The 19851-nt window shown below is 62.1% G+C and carries 19 protein-coding genes; 14 read left to right on the top strand and 5 right to left on the bottom strand.

All coding sequences use genetic code 11. The features are described from left to right. Nucleotide 1: 1 nt before the first annotated feature. Nucleotides 2-703 carry a sugar transferase gene (locus tag ACYUCQ_RS05685; protein WP_460253546.1) on the bottom strand — a complete coding sequence of 234 codons (702 nt, stop codon included), beginning with the start codon at nt 701-703 and terminating at the stop codon, nt 2-4. A 700-nt stretch (nt 704-1403) separates the two neighbouring features. On the opposite strand from ACYUCQ_RS05685, the gene ACYUCQ_RS05680 reads away from it, so the two are divergent. The 9 genes from ACYUCQ_RS05680 to xrtA are packed head-to-tail and all read left to right on the top strand — an operon-like array spanning nt 1404 to nt 11728. Further along, a complete protein-coding gene (locus ACYUCQ_RS05680) occupies nt 1404-2045 on the top strand; it encodes an XrtA/PEP-CTERM system exopolysaccharide export protein (protein WP_460253545.1) in 642 nt (213 codons plus the stop codon). Nucleotides 2046-2052: 7 nt separating this feature from the next. Next, the gene (locus ACYUCQ_RS05675) at nt 2053-3534 is read left to right on the top strand and encodes an XrtA system polysaccharide chain length determinant (RefSeq protein ID WP_460253544.1); all 1482 of its coding nucleotides are present in this window, start codon (nt 2053-2055) and stop codon (nt 3532-3534) included. Then, nucleotides 3531-4493: a P-loop NTPase family protein gene (locus tag ACYUCQ_RS05670; RefSeq protein ID WP_460253543.1), complete on the top strand. Its 963-nt coding sequence runs from the start codon at nt 3531-3533 to the stop codon at nt 4491-4493. Before ACYUCQ_RS05675 ends, ACYUCQ_RS05670 begins: the two co-directional genes overlap by 4 nt. 4 nt (nt 4494-4497) lie before the next feature. Then, nucleotides 4498-6231, top strand: coding sequence for a porin family protein (locus ACYUCQ_RS05665; RefSeq protein ID WP_460253542.1), 1734 nt, complete (start codon nt 4498-4500; stop codon nt 6229-6231). A gap of 3 nt (nt 6232-6234) precedes the next feature. Further along, the gene (locus ACYUCQ_RS05660) at nt 6235-7128 is read left to right on the top strand and encodes an ExeA family protein (protein ID WP_460253541.1); all 894 of its coding nucleotides are present in this window, start codon (nt 6235-6237) and stop codon (nt 7126-7128) included. A 17-nt stretch (nt 7129-7145) separates the two neighbouring features. Next, nucleotides 7146-7982, top strand: a complete 837-nt coding sequence (locus ACYUCQ_RS05655) for an XrtA system polysaccharide deacetylase (RefSeq protein WP_460253540.1) — start codon at nt 7146-7148, stop codon at nt 7980-7982. 1 nt (nt 7983) lies between these two features. Continuing rightward, nucleotides 7984-9024 carry a FemAB family XrtA/PEP-CTERM system-associated protein gene (locus ACYUCQ_RS05650; protein WP_460253539.1) on the top strand — a complete coding sequence of 347 codons (1041 nt, stop codon included), beginning with the start codon at nt 7984-7986 and terminating at the stop codon, nt 9022-9024. A 5-nt stretch (nt 9025-9029) separates the two neighbouring features. Then, nucleotides 9030-10214 carry a TIGR03087 family PEP-CTERM/XrtA system glycosyltransferase gene (locus ACYUCQ_RS05645; protein ID WP_460253538.1) on the top strand — a complete coding sequence of 395 codons (1185 nt, stop codon included), beginning with the start codon at nt 9030-9032 and terminating at the stop codon, nt 10212-10214. Next, nucleotides 10211-11728: an exosortase A gene (gene xrtA, locus ACYUCQ_RS05640; RefSeq protein WP_460253537.1), complete on the top strand. Its 1518-nt coding sequence runs from the start codon at nt 10211-10213 to the stop codon at nt 11726-11728. The genes ACYUCQ_RS05645 and xrtA overlap by 4 nt, the downstream gene beginning before the upstream one ends. A gap of 8 nt (nt 11729-11736) precedes the next feature. On the opposite strand, the gene ACYUCQ_RS05635 is transcribed toward xrtA, so the two are convergent. From ACYUCQ_RS05635 to ACYUCQ_RS05625, 3 genes are all read right to left on the bottom strand, one after another. After that, nucleotides 11737-12069, bottom strand: a complete 333-nt coding sequence (locus ACYUCQ_RS05635; protein ID WP_460253536.1) for a hypothetical protein — start codon at nt 12067-12069, stop codon at nt 11737-11739. Further along, nucleotides 12032-12706, bottom strand: coding sequence for a PEP-CTERM sorting domain-containing protein (locus ACYUCQ_RS05630; protein ID WP_460253535.1), 675 nt, complete (start codon nt 12704-12706; stop codon nt 12032-12034). Before ACYUCQ_RS05630 ends, ACYUCQ_RS05635 begins: the two co-directional genes overlap by 38 nt. A gap of 94 nt (nt 12707-12800) precedes the next feature. Continuing rightward, nucleotides 12801-13997: a GNAT family N-acetyltransferase gene (locus tag ACYUCQ_RS05625; protein ID WP_460253534.1), complete on the bottom strand. Its 1197-nt coding sequence runs from the start codon at nt 13995-13997 to the stop codon at nt 12801-12803. 20 nt (nt 13998-14017) lie between these two features. On the opposite strand from ACYUCQ_RS05625, the gene ACYUCQ_RS05620 reads away from it, so the two are divergent. Genes ACYUCQ_RS05620 through ACYUCQ_RS05600 form a run of 5 tightly spaced genes read left to right on the top strand, consistent with a single transcriptional unit; the run spans nt 14018 to nt 19620 of the window. After that, entirely contained in the window at nt 14018-15073 is a 1056-nt protein-coding gene (locus tag ACYUCQ_RS05620; RefSeq protein ID WP_460253533.1) for a polysaccharide deacetylase family protein, read from the top strand. Next, nucleotides 15070-16299 carry a glycosyltransferase family 4 protein gene (locus ACYUCQ_RS05615; protein WP_460253532.1) on the top strand — a complete coding sequence of 410 codons (1230 nt, stop codon included), beginning with the start codon at nt 15070-15072 and terminating at the stop codon, nt 16297-16299. The genes ACYUCQ_RS05620 and ACYUCQ_RS05615 overlap by 4 nt, the downstream gene beginning before the upstream one ends. Next, the gene (locus ACYUCQ_RS05610; RefSeq protein ID WP_460253531.1) at nt 16296-17360 is read left to right on the top strand and encodes a GNAT family N-acetyltransferase; all 1065 of its coding nucleotides are present in this window, start codon (nt 16296-16298) and stop codon (nt 17358-17360) included. The genes ACYUCQ_RS05615 and ACYUCQ_RS05610 overlap by 4 nt, the downstream gene beginning before the upstream one ends. Beyond that, nucleotides 17357-18487, top strand: a complete 1131-nt coding sequence (locus ACYUCQ_RS05605; RefSeq protein WP_460253530.1) for a glycosyltransferase family 4 protein — start codon at nt 17357-17359, stop codon at nt 18485-18487. Before ACYUCQ_RS05610 ends, ACYUCQ_RS05605 begins: the two co-directional genes overlap by 4 nt. Then, a complete protein-coding gene (locus ACYUCQ_RS05600; protein ID WP_460253529.1) occupies nt 18484-19620 on the top strand; it encodes a glycosyltransferase family 4 protein in 1137 nt (378 codons plus the stop codon). The genes ACYUCQ_RS05605 and ACYUCQ_RS05600 overlap by 4 nt, the downstream gene beginning before the upstream one ends. Here the strand turns inward: ACYUCQ_RS05600 and ACYUCQ_RS05595 are convergent. After that, complete coding sequence (locus tag ACYUCQ_RS05595; RefSeq protein ID WP_460253528.1) at nt 19613-19753, bottom strand: hypothetical protein; 141 nt, start codon at nt 19751-19753, stop codon at nt 19613-19615. The two genes, ACYUCQ_RS05600 and ACYUCQ_RS05595, sit on opposite strands and share 8 nt — an antisense overlap. Nucleotides 19754-19851: the final 98 nt, after the last annotated feature.

The raw sequence follows: 19851 nt of genomic DNA, 5'->3' as shown, positions 1-19851 counted from the left end.
GTCACCGTGCGCCCTTGCCGAACAGAACAACGGCAACCGTCTCAACCACAATCCGACCATCGAGCCGCAAGGACCGATTTTTCAGATATTCCATGTCATAAATATGCTTCACCCGCGCATCATCGATGGAAGCACCATAGGAATAGCGAACCTGCGCCAACCCGGTAATCCCCGGCTTTACGGTATGGCGCAAATTATAATCTGGGATCGCGTCCTGCAGGATTTCGACAAATTCCGGCCGCTCCGGGCGCGGCCCGACCACGCTCATATCGCCGCGTAAAACGTCCAAAAATTGAGGCAGTTCATCAATCCGGAATTTGCGCAGCAAGCACCCAACCTGGGTAATCCGGCAATCGCCAGTCGAGGCCCAAACCGCGACACCCGCTTTCTCAGCGTCTTGCCGCATGCTCCGGAATTTGGTGATCCGAAAATGGGCGCCGTTCAGCCCAACGCGAGTTTGCCGGTAGAATACCGGGCCTTCGCTATCAAGCTTGATCGCCACGGCAGCCGCTGCCATCAACGGCGCAACCGCAATCAACATGAAAACGCTAAACAAAATATCAAAAACTCGGCGAATTTTATCACTGAAATCACCCGCTTGCTGGGCGTTGCCCAATGGGGCGGATGCCGAAATCGTGCTCATCTCAAATGCGTCAAAAGCCGCCGATCGCGCCCGACGATTAAACAATGACAATTCCTGCATTTGAGCAGCATCTCGATTGGGATTGGACATATCGTCTTGCCTCGATCAGAATTTGAGATGGGTATGCATTCAGAAAGTTAACGACCGGTGAATATCGTCCGACCGCGACGCAGTTAGTAACCGAAATTCTGCCAACCGTAAATCAGCCAGATCATTTAGTGTGACCTGAGTCACACTAAAAATAGTGAGCAATATCAGTATTTTACTAATAAACGAGCGAATCTTGATCAAGTATATCAAAAATTTGAACGAAAATAATCTAAAACGTCACATTCACGTGATTAAATTTATACTTTGAATAAAATAAATTTTACAATTTGACATTACTTAGTCAATTTTGAGATCATTAAATTGAATTTAGGCATTTTTTACAGGGATCGATGTCCAATTCGGAGCGTGTTCCACGCATTGGCACCATCATCGCGTCCGCCGCCCCCTTCACAGCGCCCCGCTTTCTTGATAGCGAGCCGCCCGTCAGCCCAATCAACAGAAAAGCGCGATAATGTCGCTATGATGTTTTTTTGGACGGGCATTAAGCTGTTGACTTTAGGCCGCCGAGGCTATCTCATTCATCGGTCGTGATGAGCCGACAATAACCGGCTTGCAGTCGCGGCGCCCAGCATATTTTCGAACGGCCAGCAAAACGCGGATTGTTTTATTTTTTCAGCAGGTTCCTCAAACCCCAGGAGAGAAACGGTTTATGCAGCTTCATCGCAATAATCGGATTTTGAACCGCAACACCGCACTCTCCCTGGTGCTCCTGTCCGCCATCAGTGTCGGGCTAACCAATTGCGCACCGCCCGCGCCGCCCAAATTTGCCGCCGTCGCAGCGCCTAATCCCACCTACCGGATCGGCCCAGGCGATGTGCTCGGCGTTTTCGTCTATGGCTCGCCCGATCTCTCCGAAGCCGCCGTGCCGGTCCGCCCCGATGGCCGTTTTTCGATCCCGCTGGTGCAAAACATCAATGCAGCGGGCAAAACCCCCCAACAATTGCAAAATGAAATCGCCCAACGCCTCAAGCAATATGTGAAAAATCCGAATGTCACTGTCATCGTCAAAAGCTTTCATGGCGCGCTGGGCAGCGATATTCGCGTGATCGGCGCCGGCAAGCCCCGCGCCATTCCCTATGTCAATGGCATGACGGTGCTTGATCTGATGACCGAAATCGGTGGCGTGCCGCAATTTGGCGCGGCCAATAGCGCATTCATCATCCGCCGCACCGATGGGCATGATACCAAAATTCCCCTCGCCCTTGGTGCGTTGTTGAATGATGGCGATTTGCAGCAAAATATCCGGCTGCAACCCGGCGATATCGTCGTCATTCCGCGCAGCCTGTTCTGACCGCTCCATGGAACCGCTGATCAACACCGCCCAACGTTTGCTCGCGGCGGCGTGGCGCAAACGCCTCTATGTACTTGCCACCAGCTGGGCCGTTTGCCTGCTCGGCTGGACGGTGGTGATGCTGTTGCCGCCCAATTACGAGGCGAGTGCGCAGCTCTATGTCGCGGCGGACCCGGTGCTCACCCCGTTGCTGCGCGGCATCGCGATCAACGGCAATTCCGAGCAGGAATTCAACCTGTTGCGCGAAACCCTGCTCAGCACGCCCAATCTGCAACAATTGATCGAGCGTGAAGGTCTGCGCGCCGAAGGCCCCGGCGCGCGTGAGGCGCTTATTCGCTCCCTGAAGTCGCGGGTGACGGTGGTGCCGCAAAGCCGCAATCTGTTCACGATCCGCTTCGTCGGGCATGATCCGCACCGCGCCTATAACATTATCGAAGGGTTGGTGAGTATCTATGTCGAGCGCGCCACCGTCCATAACCAAGGCGATATCGATAACGCGGGCAAGTTTCTGCAATCGCAAATCACCTATTTTCACGACCAACTGAAAACGCTCGAAGCGCGCCGCGCCGCGTTCCAAGCCAAATATCTCGACCTGCTGCCCGGCATTAATGGCGTCTCCGCTGTGCAATCCGCCAGCCAAAATGTGCATAAACTCGAAACCACCCTGCAAGATGCCAAGGCCGAACAAGGTTTGTTGACCGAGGAATTGGCCAAAACCAAGCCGCTCCTGTCCTCCGGGCAAACCGCCGCCGGCAATCCCGCCCTCGCCGCCGCCCTCGCGAACCTCGCCCGGCTGCGCCAGAAATACACCAACGATTATCCCGGCGTGCAAGCCGCCGAGCGCGAAGTCCAAACGCTGGAACACGCACCGAGCAGCGGCGGCACCTCATCCTACAGCCTGCCGGTCGCCAATCCGGTCTATGAGGCGTTGCATCTGAAGCTGTTGCAAACCCAAACCGCCATCCTCACCCTCACCCGCGAGCTCGCCCGCGCCCGCGTCGAGCGCACCAAGCTCAACGCGCTCGCCCGCTCGCAGCCCGGTATCGAGGCGCAATTCATCAACCTCAATCGCAATTACGGCGTGCTGCAAAAGGAATATCAAGACCTGATCAGCCGGCGTGAAGCCATGCGCATCGGCGCCGCCGCGAATATCGATGCCAATCAGGTGCAATTGCAGGTCATCAACCCGCCGGTGCAGCCGCGCCTGCCCATCGGCCCGAACCGGCGCTTGCTGTTAATCGCGGTGCTGATCCTCGGCATCGGTGCGGGTCTTGGCATCGGCGTCGTGCTCGGCGAACTTGAAGGCCGGGTCCAGTCCGAAGCCGATTTGCGAAGCTTCGGCCTGCCGATCATCGGCCATATCTCGGATCTCGCGCCCGCCCCCAGCGCCACCGCCCCGGTCATGCAACTTGGCATCGCCGGCGGATTGCTGCTGAGCGTCTTTGGCGCGCTATTCATCGCGACCTTCATGATTGGAAATTTGGGATGAGCCGCAATGACCGTCCCGCCAGCATCAAGCCCGGCCTGGTCGAGCGCCTCGCCGCCGGCCTCGACGCGCAGGGCCTGCCGACCCTCGATGCGGCGAACCAACGCTCGCCCGCAGCGCCAACGCTGACGCCAACGCCAACGCCAACGCCAGGGCCAACGCCAACGCCGATACCAACACCCCTATCGGCACCAGCCTTCGGCCCGGTCCATCCGTCAGCCGCACCGCGCACCAGCTTAGCCCCGCATCGCCTGTCTCACGAATTGCTGGAGGAAAATGGCATGGTCTCCCTGCGCCGCCGCAGCCGGGTTGGCGAAGAATTCCGCATTGTTCGCCACCATGTGCTCGAACATCTCAAACAACCCCCCGCCGATAACGACCCCGCTCGCCACCATAATGTCGTGCTGGTCACCAGTGCGCGCGATGGCGAAGGCAAGAGCTTCGCCGCCCTCAATCTCGCGGGGTTGCTGGCCGAAGGCGGCACGCAGGATGTCGTGCTGGTCGATGCCGATATCGGCCACGCCTCGCTCACCGCCCATTTCAACCTCGCGGATGTGCCGGGCCTGCTCGAATTTGGTCAATCACCACGGCAACTCGCCCGCACCGTGCCGGTCGGCACCGCGCTCGACCGGCTGATTTTCATCCCCGTCGGCGGCACCGCCGATGCGCAGACGCGCGGCAAACTCGCCGCCGAACAGCCCATCCGCCATTTGATCGCCCAAGTCGCCAACAGCTACGATAACGCCATCATTGTGATCGATGCCCCGGCCTGCCTCACCAAGAGCGATCCCACAGAAATCTCCGCCATCGCCGGGCAAGTGATCCTGGTGGTCGAATCCGGCCAAACCCGCCGCGCCGATATCGAGCAATCGCTTGATCTGCTCGATTCCTGCCCGCAACTGAGCCTGTTACTAAACCGCGCGCCCGTGCGTCGGCGCGGCTTGTTCGCGGCCAGGGCCTAACCCGATGATCCGGGCCGCCTTGTTCAACCGCCGAACCCTGCGCATCGCCCTGCTGCTCGCCCCAGCCCTCGCCGCTGCTGAAGGGCGCGCCTTGGCCCAATCGGCCACTGACTCCTCGTCTTCATCCGCGTCCACGTCAGCATCCGCGGCGTCAGCGTCAGCAGACTCACTATTGCCGGATTCGGCACTCACCGGTGCGGCACCGTTCGGCTCCGCCGTTCGCCTCGGCGCTCTGCCTAGCCCGTTTGCGAGCGCGGCTGGCTTGAACAGCCCGCTCGCCACGCCAACCGGCCTGCAATTCACCCCTTCAATCGGGGTTTCCGAGGAAGCAATTATCGGTGGATTTCCAAAATATCTCGGCTTGAACAATGAATTCATCACCAGCCTCACGCCCGGCCTGCGCGTCGCAGGGTCAGCGCCGATCGGGCGGATCGAGCTCGATTACCAGCCGAGCTTTGAATTTTACGCGCATGAAAGTCAGGATTCGGGCATCAGCCAAGATTTGAATGGCAGCTTCAGCACCACCCTGATCCCCAACCGCCTGACCCTCAATGCCAGCGCCTATCTCACCCAGCAGGCCACTGCCGGCGGCTACGCGCCCGGCGGCTATCAGGCCATCGGCCCGCATCAGCGCACCACCACCCAAAGCTATCTGATCAGCCCGCGTTACCGGCAAAAATTCATCGGCCTCGGTTCGCTGGATGTCATTTATAGCGCCCAATACACCAGCCAAAATGGCAACCGCGCCGCTTTGTCCGGCGGCCAGCAGCCTTATTTCACGCCCAATGATGTGTTCTCGCAAACCGGCCGGGCACGCTTCACCACCGTGCCGCTGTACGCCAATATCGATGACCGCGTGTCACTCACCGCGACCCAATATATCGGCTCCGGCATTTTGAATAATTCCAGTGTTCTGCGGGGGCAAGACGAAATCCGCTACGCAATCCGCCCGCATGATCTGGTTTTCGTCTCCGGCGGCTATGAAGATTTGCGCTATCAGGGCCTGCCACCCACCCATATCGCCGATGCCACCTGGAGCGTGGGCGTGCAATTACATCCGCGCCCGCATGTCGATCTGGTGGTCTCGTATCGCCATCGCGATGGGTTCAACGCGCCTTATCTGCGCGCCACGCTACAACTCACGCCGCGCACCACCCTATCCGCCAACTATGCCGAAACACTCGCCACCCAGGCCCAAAGCGTCGCCGCCAATCTCGCAGGCGCCACCGTCAATTTCTCCGGCCAAGCCGTCGGCGGCGTTGGCCAAACCCCACTCCTGCTCACCAATAACAGCCTCAGCGTCCAATCGGGCCTGTTTCGCAATCATCAATTCTCCATCGCCACCACCACACGCTGGTCGCGTGACACGCTCTCGCTCAATCTGACGCGCAGCAATGAAACGCTGGTGGCCAATGCCCCCGGCACGCTGGGCTTTTCCCAGCATAGCCTGTCCGCGTCCGCGAATTTTTCCCACCAATTGACCCCGAACGCCTCAATCTCCACCTATTTTGATTATAGTTCCATCAACAACCCGGTTCTCGGCTCCCCCTCAAACACCGGCAATGTCCCGGTCTATGCCGGCGCCATCACCGGGCGCTATCGCACCGCGCACCAGCTCCAATTTTCACTCCAACTCGCCGTTACCAATACGTCATTTAATGGATTGACCGGTTCACAGGCCAGTGCGGGTAATGGTGTGCAAACCAGCATCACTTTCGGTGTGCAAAAGGTATTTTGAACCGTGGATCTGCTTCTCGATTACTTTAATTTGCGTGAAATGCCGTTCCGGCTCACCCCGGATGAGCGCTATTTCTTCGGCAGCGCCGAGCATAACCGCGCGGTCGCCCATCTGATGTTCGGCCTCGCGCAGGGCGATGGTTTCGTGGTGATCACCGGCGAAGTCGGTGCCGGCAAAACCACGCTGATGGAGCGCACCCTCGCGCGGATCAATCCCGGCACCTACCGTCCCGCCGTCATCACCACCACGGCGGTCGATGGCCGAACCTTGCTGCATCTGATCGGCGCGGAATTTGGCATTGGCCGCAGCACCGATCACGCCGATTTTCTGATGCGCATCCGCGAGCGCTGGCGCAGCGACCTCGCCGGTGGCCGCCGCCCCATCATCGTGATCGACGAAGCCCAAGCCTTATCAGTCCAAGCCCTCGAAAATCTGCGCCTGCTGTCCAACCTCGCGGATGGCTCAAAGCCGCTGGTGCAGGTGGTGCTGCTCGGTCAGCCCGAATTCCGCCGCACATTGGCCGGCCCCGATCTCGACCAGCTTCGCCAACGCGTCCTCGCCTCCTATCATCTAAACCCGCTCGCACCCGAGGAAGTCGGCCCTTACATCCTGCATCGGCTAGCCACCGGCGGCTGCACCCGCACCGACCTGTTCCAGCCGGACACGTTCGCGGTAATCCATCGCGCCACCAACGGCGTGCCGCGCCGGATCAACCGGCTCTGTGGCCGATTATTATTCAATGCCGCCATCGAGGGCGAAATGAACATCAGCGCCGCCACGGCGCGACGCATCGCCGAAGAGCTGGAGCGTGATCTCACCTCCGGCCTGCCCGATAGCAGCGCTGCCTCCTCCGCCGAGCGCGTCAACAGCCTGCTCAACATCCCGGACCGATATTAATGTCGATCCCCGGCGCCATGACCATCGACGTCGAGGATTATTTCCAGGTTCAGGCCTTCGCGGACGTGATCGACCGCGATCACTGGGAATCCTGGCCCCGCCGCGTCGAAGCCAATACCGCCTGGCTGCTCGATGCGCTGGCCGCGCGCAACCAACGCGCCACGTTTTTCACCCTCGGCTGGGTCGCTGATCGGCATAAATCGCTGATCCGGCGCATCGTCGAGGCCGGGCATGAGCTTGCCAGCCATGGCTATGGCCATCAACTCGTCGATCAAATCGGGCCGGACGCGTTTCGGGCCGATCTGCGGCGCGCCCGCGCGTCCTTGGAAGATGCCGGCGGCGTCGCGGTCATCGGCTACCGCGCCCCCACGTTTTCCATCGGCCCGCATGTGCCCTGGGCCTGGGAAATCCTGGAAGAAACCGGCCATCGCTACAGTTCCAGCCTGTTTCCAGTCCGCCATGATCTCTATGGCACGCCGGATGCCTCCCGCACGCCCTTCCAGCCCACCGGATTATCGCTGTGGGAAATTCCGCTGACCACAATCAAGGGTCTTGGCCGCAACTGGCCCTGCGCCGGGGGCGGCTATTTTCGCCTGCTCCCTTACGCCGCCTACCGCCAAGCCGTGCGGCATTTGCATCAAACCGAGCATAACCCAGCGATTTTCTACACCCACCCCTGGGAGCTGGACCCCGCGCAACCGCAAATTCCCCGCGCCCGCCTGACAGCGCGCTTTCGCCACCGGGTCAATCTGGCGCGCATGAAAACCCGCTTTTCCGCCCTCCTGACCGATTTCGCCTGGGACCGCATGGACCATATTTTCGCCGACCTGCTCAACTCCCCCGGCGCGCACTAACATGACCCTCACCTATCGCCGTGCCGAACCGGCCGATCAAGCCGCTTGGGACGAATTCGTCAACGCCCATCCCGAGGCGACATTTTTCCACCGCTTCGCCTGGGGTGAGGTTCTGGCCACCGGCTTTGGTCATCGCCCGCATTTCCTGCTCGCCGAACGCGACCGGCAAATTTGCGGTGTTCTGCCCTTGATGCAGGTGAAAACCCTGCTCTTCGGCCATTCACTGATCTCCTTGCCGTTCACCGTCTATGGCGGGCCACTCGCCGCCGACACCGAAACTCTGCACGGGCTGGCCGACGCCGCTATTGCCCTCCAGCGCACACTCGGCGCGCCGGTTTGCGAATTGCGCGCCCGCACCCCGCTCGATCTCGATCCGGCGCAATTCGCCGCCCCTGAGCCGCTCTATTTCACCTTCCGCAAAACTTTGCCCAGCACTGAAGAGGACGCCCTCAAAGCGATTCCGCGCAAGCAGCGCGCCGTCGTGCGCAAAGCCATCGAGCACGGCCTGACCAGTGAAATCGAACGCTCAATCGAGCCATTTTTCGCCCTCTATGCCGAGAGCGTTCATCATCTCGGCACGCCGGTGTTTTCGCGCCGCTATGTCCGCGCTTTGTTCCAGGGGTTTGGACAAGATGTTGAAGTCCTCACGGTGCGGCAGGTGGAAAAACCCCTTTGTGCTGTGCTGTCCTTCAAGTTTCGCGATGAAATCCTGCCCTATTACGCCGGCGGTGGCTTGGCCGCACGCGGTGTCGGCGGTCATGATTTCATGTATTGGGCGCTGATGCGCCACGCCATCAGCCAGGGGCGCACCGGGTTCGATTTTGGCCGCAGCAAGGCGGGCACCGGCGCGTTTTCCTTCAAGAAAAACTGGGGTTTCGCGCCCGAGCCGCTGGCCTATCGCTTCGCACTCGCCCCCGGCGCCCGCATCCCGGAAAACAACCCGCTCAACCCGAAATATCGCGCCTTGATCGCCCTCTGGAAACGCCTGCCACGGCCCATCGTCAATCAAATCGGCCCGGCGATCATTCGCGGCCTGGGCTGAGCCGCATGCATTTGCTGTTTCTCGCCCATCGCCTGCCTTATCCTCCCAATAAAGGCGACAAAATCCGCTCCTTTCGCTGGCTCGATCATCTGCGCCAGCGCTTTGATGTGCATCTCGGCTGCTTTGTCGATCGGCCTGAGGATATGGCCCATGTCGAAACACTCCGCCCCGGCCTCGCCTCACTCGCCGCGATCCCGCTGAACCCTCGCACCGCCCGCCTGCGCGCCCTCACCCGGCTGCGCCCCGGTCATCCGCTCAGCGTCGCCTATTTTACCGATCAACGCCTGCAAGCCTGGGTCGATCACACACTCAAAACCCATCCGGTCGCGCGCGCGCTGATTTTTTCCTCCGCCATGGCGCCCTATCTCGCCGCCCATGCACCGATCCCGACCGTTTTTGACATGGTCGATCTCGATTCCGAAAAATTCGCCGCCTACGGCCAAAATGCGGCCCTGCCGACATCATTGATCTGGCGCCGCGAAGCAAAAACCCTGCTGGCCCTCGAACGCGCCGCCACCGCGCGCTTTACCCGCACCTTCCTGGTCTCCGAGGCCGAGCGCGCCCGTTTCACCGCCTTGGCCCCCGAAACCGAGGCACGAACCGAGGCGGTCGCCAACGGCGTCGATATTGATTTTTTCAACCCCGATGTTCCATGCCCCACGCCCTATCCCCCTGACCATCCCGCCATCGTGTTCACCGGGGCGATGGATTATCGCCCCAATATCGAAGCCTGCCTGTGGTTCGCGAACGCTGTGCTGCCCACCCTCGCTGCCGATACCCCAAGCCCGCTGTTTCACATTGTCGGCGCTGATCCCGCAGCCCCCATCCGCGCCCTCGCCAACCAGCCCAACATCAAAATTCACCCCAACGTCCCGGATATCCGCCCGTATCTTCACCACGCCGCCCTCGCCGTCGCGCCGTTGCGCATCGCCCGGGGCATTCAAAACAAGGTGCTCGAAGCGATGGCTATGGCCCGTCCCGTCCTCACCACCACCGCCGCCCTCACCGGCATCGCCGCCAGCGCTGGGCGCGATGCGCTGATCGCGGATGACGCCACTGCGATGATCGCAGGCACCCGCGCCATCCTGCGCGGTGAGTGGCCCGGCCTCGGCCCCGCCGGTCGCGCGGCGGTCATCGCGCATCATAGCTGGGCCACGCCGCTCGCCGCGTTGGACCGGGTGCTGGCATGACCCAGCCTTGGCGCCAAACCTCCGTCCTTCTCGCCCTTGGCGTGCTGCTGTTCGGCATCGCCTTCAGTCACGAAGCCACCGCCGCCATCCATGTCTGGCTGGTCTCCACCGCCTATAATCATTGCTGGCTGATCCTGCCCATCGCGGCCTATCTCGCCTGGGAGCGCCGCGCCGGCTTGGCCCACCTCACCCCATCCGCCGAGCCGCGCGCGGCCTTGCTCGCCATTCCCTTCGCACTGGGCTGGCTGCTGGCCAATCGGCTCGGCATCATGGAAGGGCGGCAACTCGCCGCCATGGCGCTGCTGCAATGCCTGATCCTCGGCGTCATCGGGCGCAAAGCCTATTGGTATTTTCGCGCACCGCTCTGGTATTTGTTCTTTCTGGTGCCGTTCGGCGGCTTCCTGGTGGCCCCGCTCCAGCATTTCACCGCCGTCTTCGCGGCGGATGGGCTGAGCCTGCTCGGCATCGCCCATTATCTGCACGGCACCACCATCGAAATCAGCGCCGGCGCGTTCCGCATCGCGCAGGCCTGCGCCGGATTGCGCTTTTTGATCGCCGCCATCGCCTTTGCGGTCCTCTACGCGCTGGTGATTTTCCGCTCGACCGGGCGGCGCCTGATTTTCATCGCCGTGTGCCTCGTGGTGCCGGTCATCGCCAACGGCTTTCGGGCGCTGGGCATCATCTGGCTCGGCTATGCCGAGGGCAGCGCCAAAGCCGCCGCCACCGACCATGTTTTATATGGCTATATTTTCTTCTCCATCGTGCTGCTGATCATTATTCTCCTCGGCCTGCCTTTCCGCGAAGATCACGCGCCCCCGCAACTTCCGCCCGACACCGAATCATCCGACACCGAATCAATGGTGGCGTCGCACCCGACATCAGCCCCAACTCAACCCCCATCTCAACCTAAAGCGCGGATCACCGCCGCCCTGGCGGTGCTGGCCATCAGCCTCGCCGCGCCGATCACCGCCGTCGCCCTTGATCGCATCGCCCGCGCCACCAAGGTCAATCCGCCCACCCAGCTCGCCGATTGCCGCCTGAGCGCCAGCCCCACCGCCCGCCTGCCATCCGGTGCGGTCCGGCGTGATTTCACCTGCGCCAACGCTATGCGGGTCACCATCGTCGCGTTTCCACCCGCCACCACACCAGAACCAATTTTCGATCTCCGCCGCACCCTCGGCTTGATCAATCTGCGCGAAGCCCATCTCGGCCTAATCAGCCCCGCCGGCCGCACGACCCCGCATTGGCAACTCGCCGTCAGCAAACACGGCCATCACCGCGCCGCGAGCGACCTGCTGATCAATGGTCATCTCACGCTCGGCTCTTTGCTCACCCGCCTGCACATGGTCGCAAGCCGGCCCAGCCCGCCCGCCGCGCAATTGGTGATCATCCTCACCCCGAAGCCCGGCCAATCGGCCTCGCGCACCGCAATCAGCCAGGCTTTAGCCAGCCCCGCGTTGAGCCATGCCAGTCTGCGCCAATTCGCCCAAGCCGCACTCCGCTCCCCGCAATAGTGACGCGTTCATACCAATCGTCTTTTCGGATCACCGTTGTTGTGGTGGCGATGGCGATAGCGATAGCGATAAGGGGCGATAAGGAAGGTCTGCTTTTTTGAAAAAAAAGCAGCAAAAAACTTTTTTGAGTTGGTCCGCCAGCGCCGAACCCGACACGGAGCCAAGGGCCGATCATCGATCAGACAGACTGCTATAACCACGCGATCATCACGCAATGCTGCGCCGGGCAATCCTGTTTGCGGCACAAAAAAACGGGCGGTGTTGCCACCGCCCGTTGCGCCGATCTTAAATAAACTCGGCTGCTTACGCAGCGCGACGACGGCGGCGCAGCACCAAGCCAAGGCCCAGCAGGCCGGTGCCCAGCAGCGCCAGCGAACCTGGCTCCGGAACATCGACATTCGAGAATGTCAGCTGCGCCGGCGCGCCATTCGCTTCGTAATACCAAAGATTATAGGTGCCCGGACCGACCTGGATATTGTCGCCAACGGCAACCGTCGGGCTGGCATAATCGAACAAAGGTTGGCCGCTATTGGTTCCATTCCACAGGCTGAAACCATCATCATGGGTGATGGTCGCGCTCAAGCTGTGGTTGGTTGTGAACGTCAGATCAAACAACGTGCCGCTGGCAAAGCCCGGCGTGCTCAGCACCGTATTGGCGCTGAAAGGGCCCTTGCCGAACACAACGCCGGTGAATCCCGCCAAATTATTAGTGAAATAACCCAGCGTGTTGTTCGTCTGCGATTCATCAATCCAGTTCGGGATACCGGTGAAAGTGCCCGAAAAGAAAAAATTGTTTTGCATATTGATCGGGTTGCTCGGCAGAGCCTGCTGGTTCGCCGAACCCTCAGTCGCACCTGGCGTCGATGCATTCCATGCCGTGACAGTAAAGTCCAAAGAGGGTGTCGCATACGCAACGCCCGAACCCATCATCAGCGCGCCAACGGCGCAAGCCGCGAGAGTAGCCATTTTAAGAGACATCGTCATAATCCTTCGTTGAAGAGCCGATTGAACCCAGTCCCAATCAGTAAGCAGATTCCGTGCCAAATTCACACAATATAATTTTTTCAAATACTTAACCAAATTTTTCCCGGCGCCAAATCCTCAACTGTAAAATTTTCCGACAAAATTTTCTGTCCAACCCGGCCAGCGCCCGCGCCGCACGCAGCATCATCCGCCCCTTCGCCAGCACCGCCATCGGCGCATACCCGATCGCGAGGCGCACCCAAACCAGCTCAGCCTCATGGTCTGCGAAGCTCGATTTATAGCGCGCCGCCCCCGCCAGAAAATCATAAACCGCCAACCCCGCTTGCGCGTAATGGCCAATCGCCATGGCGTGACACACCAGCCCCGGCTTTTCGTGCGGCTGCGCCTCATCATAGGCAAAGCCGCTCTGATAGGCGGCCACCACATCGCCATGCCTGAAATTATACAAATACCCGATCAGCCGATCACCCGCCGTCACCGTCCATAAATCAACAATCCCCGCCGCCACGCCGGTCGCCAGAATCGGCTGGTGAAAATTTCGGAACAAAGCTGACATCGCCCCCGCTTGGCCGCGTCGGTGCCACGCGCGCTGATGCAGCACCGCCATCTGCTCGAATACGCGCTCGGCCTCGCTGAGGGTTGCTGCGCGCGTCATCGTAATCGGCCCGCTGCGCTGATAGGAGCGGATTGCTCGCCGCAATTGCGCGCGACTATTCGCCGACATCAGCGCTGTCACATCGCCGCCGCAAGCGCGCACCGGCGCAAGGCTGCGGCGCGGTGCCGGTTGCCGCCGCTCGACCGAAATGGCCCCCATCCCGCGCAAATCCGCGAGCGAAGCCGCCGCAATCCCCGGCAAATCCACAATCGCCGCGCCCAAATCCGCAATCGCCCGCCACCATATCGCCGCCGCCTGCGGATAATCGCGGTCCACCAGCGGCCCATTATGCTCAATATAGGCCGCATCCAGCACCGGGTCGCCCACCGAATTCAGGCTCAAACAGCGCGAAAACCAAGCCGACCGGCGATTGAAAATCCCCAGCGCCACCACCGCATGCGGCGTCGTCACCCGCACCACCAATGGCCGCGTCAGCCCGGTCGCCAGCGCCGCCGACACCCAAATCCAGGAGGTAAAAAACGACCCATCCGCCCGCGCCTCCAGCGCCCGCCAATCCAGCTCCAGCGCGCGCAAATCAGGGTCATCGACCACCGCCACGGACAACAGCGGGTCGTTTTGCGGTCCGGACGCTGGCCCGATCTGCTTGAACTCAAACGGTTCGCGTGCCATCAGGCAAAGGCCTATTCCCTATGAGATTTGACATTGCCATGCCCGCGCATCTTTCAGACCTCTTCATGGCGCCACAACCGGCTCATTTGCGTGGCCCGCAGCCCATCGCCACCATCATCATCGATACGGAAGAAGATTTCGATTGGCAAACACCCATCGAAGGCACCCCGCATGACACCGCCTATTTGCATCATCTCGATCAACTGATCCCGATCCTGCGCGCCTATGGCGCTGTCCCCACCTTGCTCCTAACCTTCCCGATTCTGGAAAACCCCAACATCGTCGCCCAACTGCGCCGCATGGCCGAACGCGGTGATTGCGCGCTCGGCTTGCAGCTCCATGCCTGGGTCACCCCACCCTTTGCCGGCCAATCACGCTCGGACATGTCCTTCGCCAGCAATCTCGATTCCGATATCGAAGCCCAAAAGCTCGAAAATCTCTACCGGAAATTTCTCGCCTGCTTTGCCTTCCCGCCCTTGGTGTTCCGCTCAGGCCGCTATGGCCTGGGTCGGCACACCGCCCGATTGATCAGCGCGCTGGGCATTACCATCGATACCAGCGTCGCGCCCTGCACCTCGATGGCCGATGAGGGCGGCCCCGATTACAGCCGGATCAATTTCGAACCGTTCTGGTTTGGCGATGATCAAAAATTACTCGAACTCCCCCTCTGCCGTTCAATCATCGGCTGGGGCGGCGCCTATGGCCGCATTGCCTATCGCCGCGTCATGCAGCCAGGGCGCCAACGCCAAATGGTCGGCGCGGTGCTGGCCCGTCTGGGCTGCGCCGAGCGCGTGACCCTGTCGCCCGAGGGCAACGGTGCGCGCGCCGTCCGCCGCCTGACCAACGCCCTGATCGCGCATCAACAGCGCGTGCTCCCCCTCAGCTTTCACAGCTCTTCAATCTGGCCGGGCCGCAACCCCTATGTCCGCAACCGGCGCGATTTACACCGGTTTTTCGATGATCTCTCCGCCATGCTGACCGACCTTGCGGATCGCCATGGCTGCCGCTTCGTGCGAACCGATGAAATCCCCGCTTTGCTAGCCCCCCCACTCCCGGTCAGCCACGCGGTGCCATGAGCCAGAAATCGCAAATCCTGCTGATCGCCAATAATTTTCCGCCGGTTCGCGGCGGTTCAGCCTTGGTCTATGGCGAACTCGCCCGCCACGCGAACGGCAAGGTCCAGGTGCTCGCCCCCCGCACCCATTATGTCGATCATCTGCCGCTGATCGGCTGGCGTGAACATGATCGCCAAGCCCCGTATCGCGTCACCCGTCTCACCTTGTTGCGCACCCCCCTCAATAACCCCAGCGGCAATTCCTGGTTCGGTCGGCTCCGCTTCTTTGCTTATGATTTGGCCCTCCGCGCCACCGTGCTGGTGCGCGTCACCCGCATCCTCGCCACCCAACCCATCCGCACCGTCTGCATCGGCGAATTAATGGCCGGTGCCTGGCTGCTGCGCGCCTTGCGCTTCTGGCCCGGCCTGCTGCGCGTCGCTTATGTCCATGGCGAGGAAATCACCACCGATGATGATTACGACCCCACCAGCCGCCGCCGCCGTGCCGCGCTCGCCGTCGCTGATGTCATCATCGTGGTCAGCCGCTTCACCTTCGATGCCGTTGCGCGTCTGGTGCCGGACGCTGTTGATCGGATCAAGCTGATCGAAAACGGCGTCGATTACCGCCGATTTGCCCCCGCCCAGCAGGAACGCCGCCGCGATCTGATCGCCCGCTACGGGCTGGACGGGTTTTTCGTGTTCGTCTCGGTCTGCCGTTTGCTCGAAAAAAAAGGGATCGACCACGCCATCATCGCCTTTGCCGCCCTGCACCGAACCGATCCGAGCGTGAAATTCCTGGTGGTGGGCGATGGGCCATACGCCGCCGCCCTGGTCGCCCTCGCCGCGCGCGAAGATGTGAGCGACGCGGTGATTTTCACCGGCGACGTGCCGGATGCCGACCTCGCCGATCATTACCGCCTGGGCGATGTGTTTATCATGCCCAATCGCGCCCTCGCCTCGGGGGACACGGAAGGCTTCGGTCTGGTGTTTCTGGAAGCCAACGCGGCGGGTTTGCCGGTGATCGCCGGGATCGATGGCGGCAGCCCCGCCGCCGTGACCGATGGCGAAAACGGCTTGCTGGTCGATGGTCATTCAATCGCGGCCATCGAGACCGCCATGCGCCGCCTGCGCACCGACGCCAGCTTGCGCGCCCGCCTCACCCAAGGCGCGCATACCCGCGCCACCCAGTCCGATTGGCGCTTGAAAGCCGCCGAATTTCTCGCCGCCTGCAGGGTCGACGCACCGTGACGTGCATCCGCTCGCCCATCCTGCCCTGGACCGCCCTTGAGCGCACGGCGTTCGCCGCCCCCGGCGATGATCTGTTCGCAAGCTGGCTCTGGTTCGACCTGCTGGCCCGTGCCGCCCGCCCGCCCGGTCGCGTCCCCGCAGGTCTGGTGGTGGACGGCGCAACCCTGCCGCTCTGGTGCCGCGCCCGCGCCGGCGCGCTGCTGCCGGCCGAGGGCATGACCAGCCCGTATAGCATCGCGTTTCGCCCGGCCCTGACCCAGCCAACCGCCCTCGCTGCCACCCTCGCCGCCACCCTCGTCCGCGCCGTGCGCGGTGTGGTCCGGCTGGACGCGCTAGACCCAGCCGATCCCGCCATCGCCGCCTTTGAGCGTGCCGCCGCTGAAACCGGCCTCGCCACCCATCGCTTCAGCCATTTCAGCAATTGGTTCATGCCGGTCGAGGGGGATTTCGCGCACTGGCTCGCAACCCGCCCCGGCGCGCTGCGCAACACCATCAAACGCCGGATGAAAGCCGCCGCCAGCCTGCAATTTCGCAGTTTCGGCTGGACCACCAGCCCGCCCAATCACCAACCCATCACGCTCGATGACGCCGTCGCCGGGTTCGCTTTGGTCTATGCCGGCTCCTGGAAACCGCCCGAGCCATTCGCCCAGATCAACGAACACATGATGCGCAGCCTGGCCGGGGCAGGGGTGCTGCGCGTCGGCCTGCTCGCCGATCAAAACGGGCCGCTCGCCGCCCAATATTGGGCCGTCAGCGGCCAACGCGCCTTTCTGCTCAAGCTCGCTTATCTCAAATCCGCCGCCAGCCACTCACCCGGAACCGTGCTCACCGCCCTGATGATCCAATCGCTCCTCGCCGCCGACCCCATCGCTTATCTCGATTTCGGGCGCGGCGATGATCCCTATAAGCGCGATTGGGTTTCTCTCCAGCAGCGCCGGATCGGCTTATTGCTGATCAATCGGCGCAGCGCCCAAGGTGTCGCGATGCTCGCCCGCCTGCGCCTCGCCGCCCTGCGCCGCGCCTATCAGCCCGCCACAAGCTCGGTCAGTCCAGCCCCATGAAAATCCTCTATAGTCACCGCATCCAATCGCGTGATGGTCAATCGGTCCATCTCGAAGACCTGATTGCCGCCTTCCGCCGCGCCGGCCATGAGGTGTTGGTGGTCGGTCCCGGTGCCTATGCCGCGTCACGCTTTGGTGATTCCGGCGGTGCGGCGGGGGCCTTGCGCCGCCTGCTGCCCACCGCCATCGGCGAACTCGCCGAACTGGCCTATAACCTACCGGCCTTCTGGCGCTTATGGCGCGCCCTGCGCCGGTTCCAGCCCGATCTGATCTATGAGCGCTATAATTTATTCTACCTCGCCGGCGCCTGGGCCGCGCGCCTGTCGCGCACCCGCTATCTGGTCGAAGTTAATTCCCCGCTGGCCGATGAGCGGGCGCAGCATGGCGGGCTGCGCCTGCAAGCCCTGGCGCGCGCAGGTGAACGGGCGGTCTGGCGCCGCGCCGATCAGGTGTTCGCCGTCACCCAGGTGCTCGCCGACATTCTGATCGCCCAAGGCGCACCGGCCTCAAACATCACCATCACCCCCAACGGCGTCGATATCAGCCGCTTCCCCGCTATCAACCGCCCCATCGTCCCCCCGGCGGCGCGCGCCCCGGTGCTCGGCTTCATCGGCTTCGTGCGCCCCTGGCACGGGCTTGATCTGATCATCGCGGACATGGCGGACGACCCGGATTTAGCCCTGAACCTGGTCATCGCCGGCGAGGGCCCGGCTTTGCCCGATCTGCGCGCCCTGGCCGCCGCGCGCGGCATCGAACATCGGGTCCGCTTCGCCGGTCTGGTCGAGCGCGACCAAATCCCGCCCTTGCTCGCCGAGATCGATATTGCGCTGCAACCCGCCTCGGTCGCCTACGCCTCGCCGCTGAAACTATTCGAATATATGGCCGCCGGCTGCGCGATCATCGCCCCGGATCAACCCAATATCCGCGAAATCCTCACCCATGACCACTCGGCCCTGCTGGTCGATCCCGCCGATCCCTCAGCGCTCTGGCGCGCCGTGCATCGCCTCGCCGCCGATCCCGCGTTGCGCGATCGTCTCGGTCGCGCCGCCCGCCACGAAATCCTGTCGCACCCCTATTTGTGGGACCATAACGCCGCCCGCATCATCGCGCACGCGAAACCCAAATGACATCTGCACCCCCCGCGCTGATCCTCCATGTGTTTCCGAGCTTCGCCGTCGGCGGTGCGCAAATGCGCATGGCGACCCTGGCCAATCGGTTCGGCCCGCGCTTCCGCCACGCGATCATCGCCCTCGATCAGCAAACCGCTTGCCGCGACCGGCTCGATCCGCAGCTTGACGTCCAGTTGATCGCGCCACCCACGCCCGCCCGCGCGCTCCCGGCTCGCCTGCGCGCCATCCGCGCCCTGCTGCGCCGCATCGCGCCTGATTTGTTAATCACCAGCAATTGGGGCGCCATCGAATGGGCCATGGCCCGCCCCCTCGCGCGCATCGCCCGCCATATCCACACTGAAGACGGGTTCGGTCCCGAAGAGCATCAAACCCAATTACCCCGCCGCGTGCTCACCCGCCGCCTGGTGCTGCGCCAAAGCGACATCGTCGTGCCATCGACCCTGCTGCACCAGGCCGCCCGCAATATCTGGCGTCTGCCCGAACCGCGCATCCATTATATCCCCAACGGGATCGACCTCACCCGCTTCACCCCCAATCCAAGTTTAGCCATCAGTCGCGCCAATCCGGGCCGCGCCGATCCGGGCCTCACCATCCTGTGCGTCGCCGGCTTGCGCCCCGAGAAAAATATCGCCCGCCTGCTGCGCGCCCTCGCTTTGGCGCGCCTGAACCCAGCCCCGCACCTGCTGATCGCCGGTGACGGGCCGGAGCGCGCCGCCCTGCAAACCCTCGCCACCGATTTGGCCCTCAAGGTCACGTTTCTCGGCAACATCGCCGATCCAGCACCGCTCTATCAAACCGCCGATCTCTTCGCGCTCTCCTCCGATACCGAACAAATGCCACTCTCGGTGATCGAAGCGATGGCGAGCGGCTTACCCGTCATCGCCACCGCCGTCGGTGACATAAGCGCCATGGTCGCCGAGGCCAATCTGCCCTTGCTCACCGCCCCGAACGATCAAGCCCTTGCCGATGCCCTCGCCCAGGCACACAGGCTTGACCGCGCGATGATCGGTGCCGAAAATCGCCGCAAGGCGGAGCGTCTATTCGATGTCGCGGTGATGACCGCGCAATGGCAGGATTTACTGGCACAAACGAGCCTGCGGGCCGAGGCGCCAAGGCCCAGGCTCAGATGAGGAAAAATATCCCGCCAATGATCATCCATGCCGCCGCCGAAAACAGCATGATTGCCAAAGCCGCCTGGGGCCAAGGCAGCCGCTCAGGCACTTTGTCCGCATTTGCTCTGTCAACCACGATCGCGCGGGACATGTCCAAATCTCGTTTCATCTGTTTGAGTCACAAAACCAAATCTCGTATTCGTAATATGAGACATTTTTGCCCCGTCAATCAAGCGCGAATCGCGTCAG

The sequence above is a fragment of the Acidiphilium sp. MT5 genome (assembly GCF_054767495.1).
This window is presented reverse-complemented; position numbering and strand designations above follow the sequence as displayed.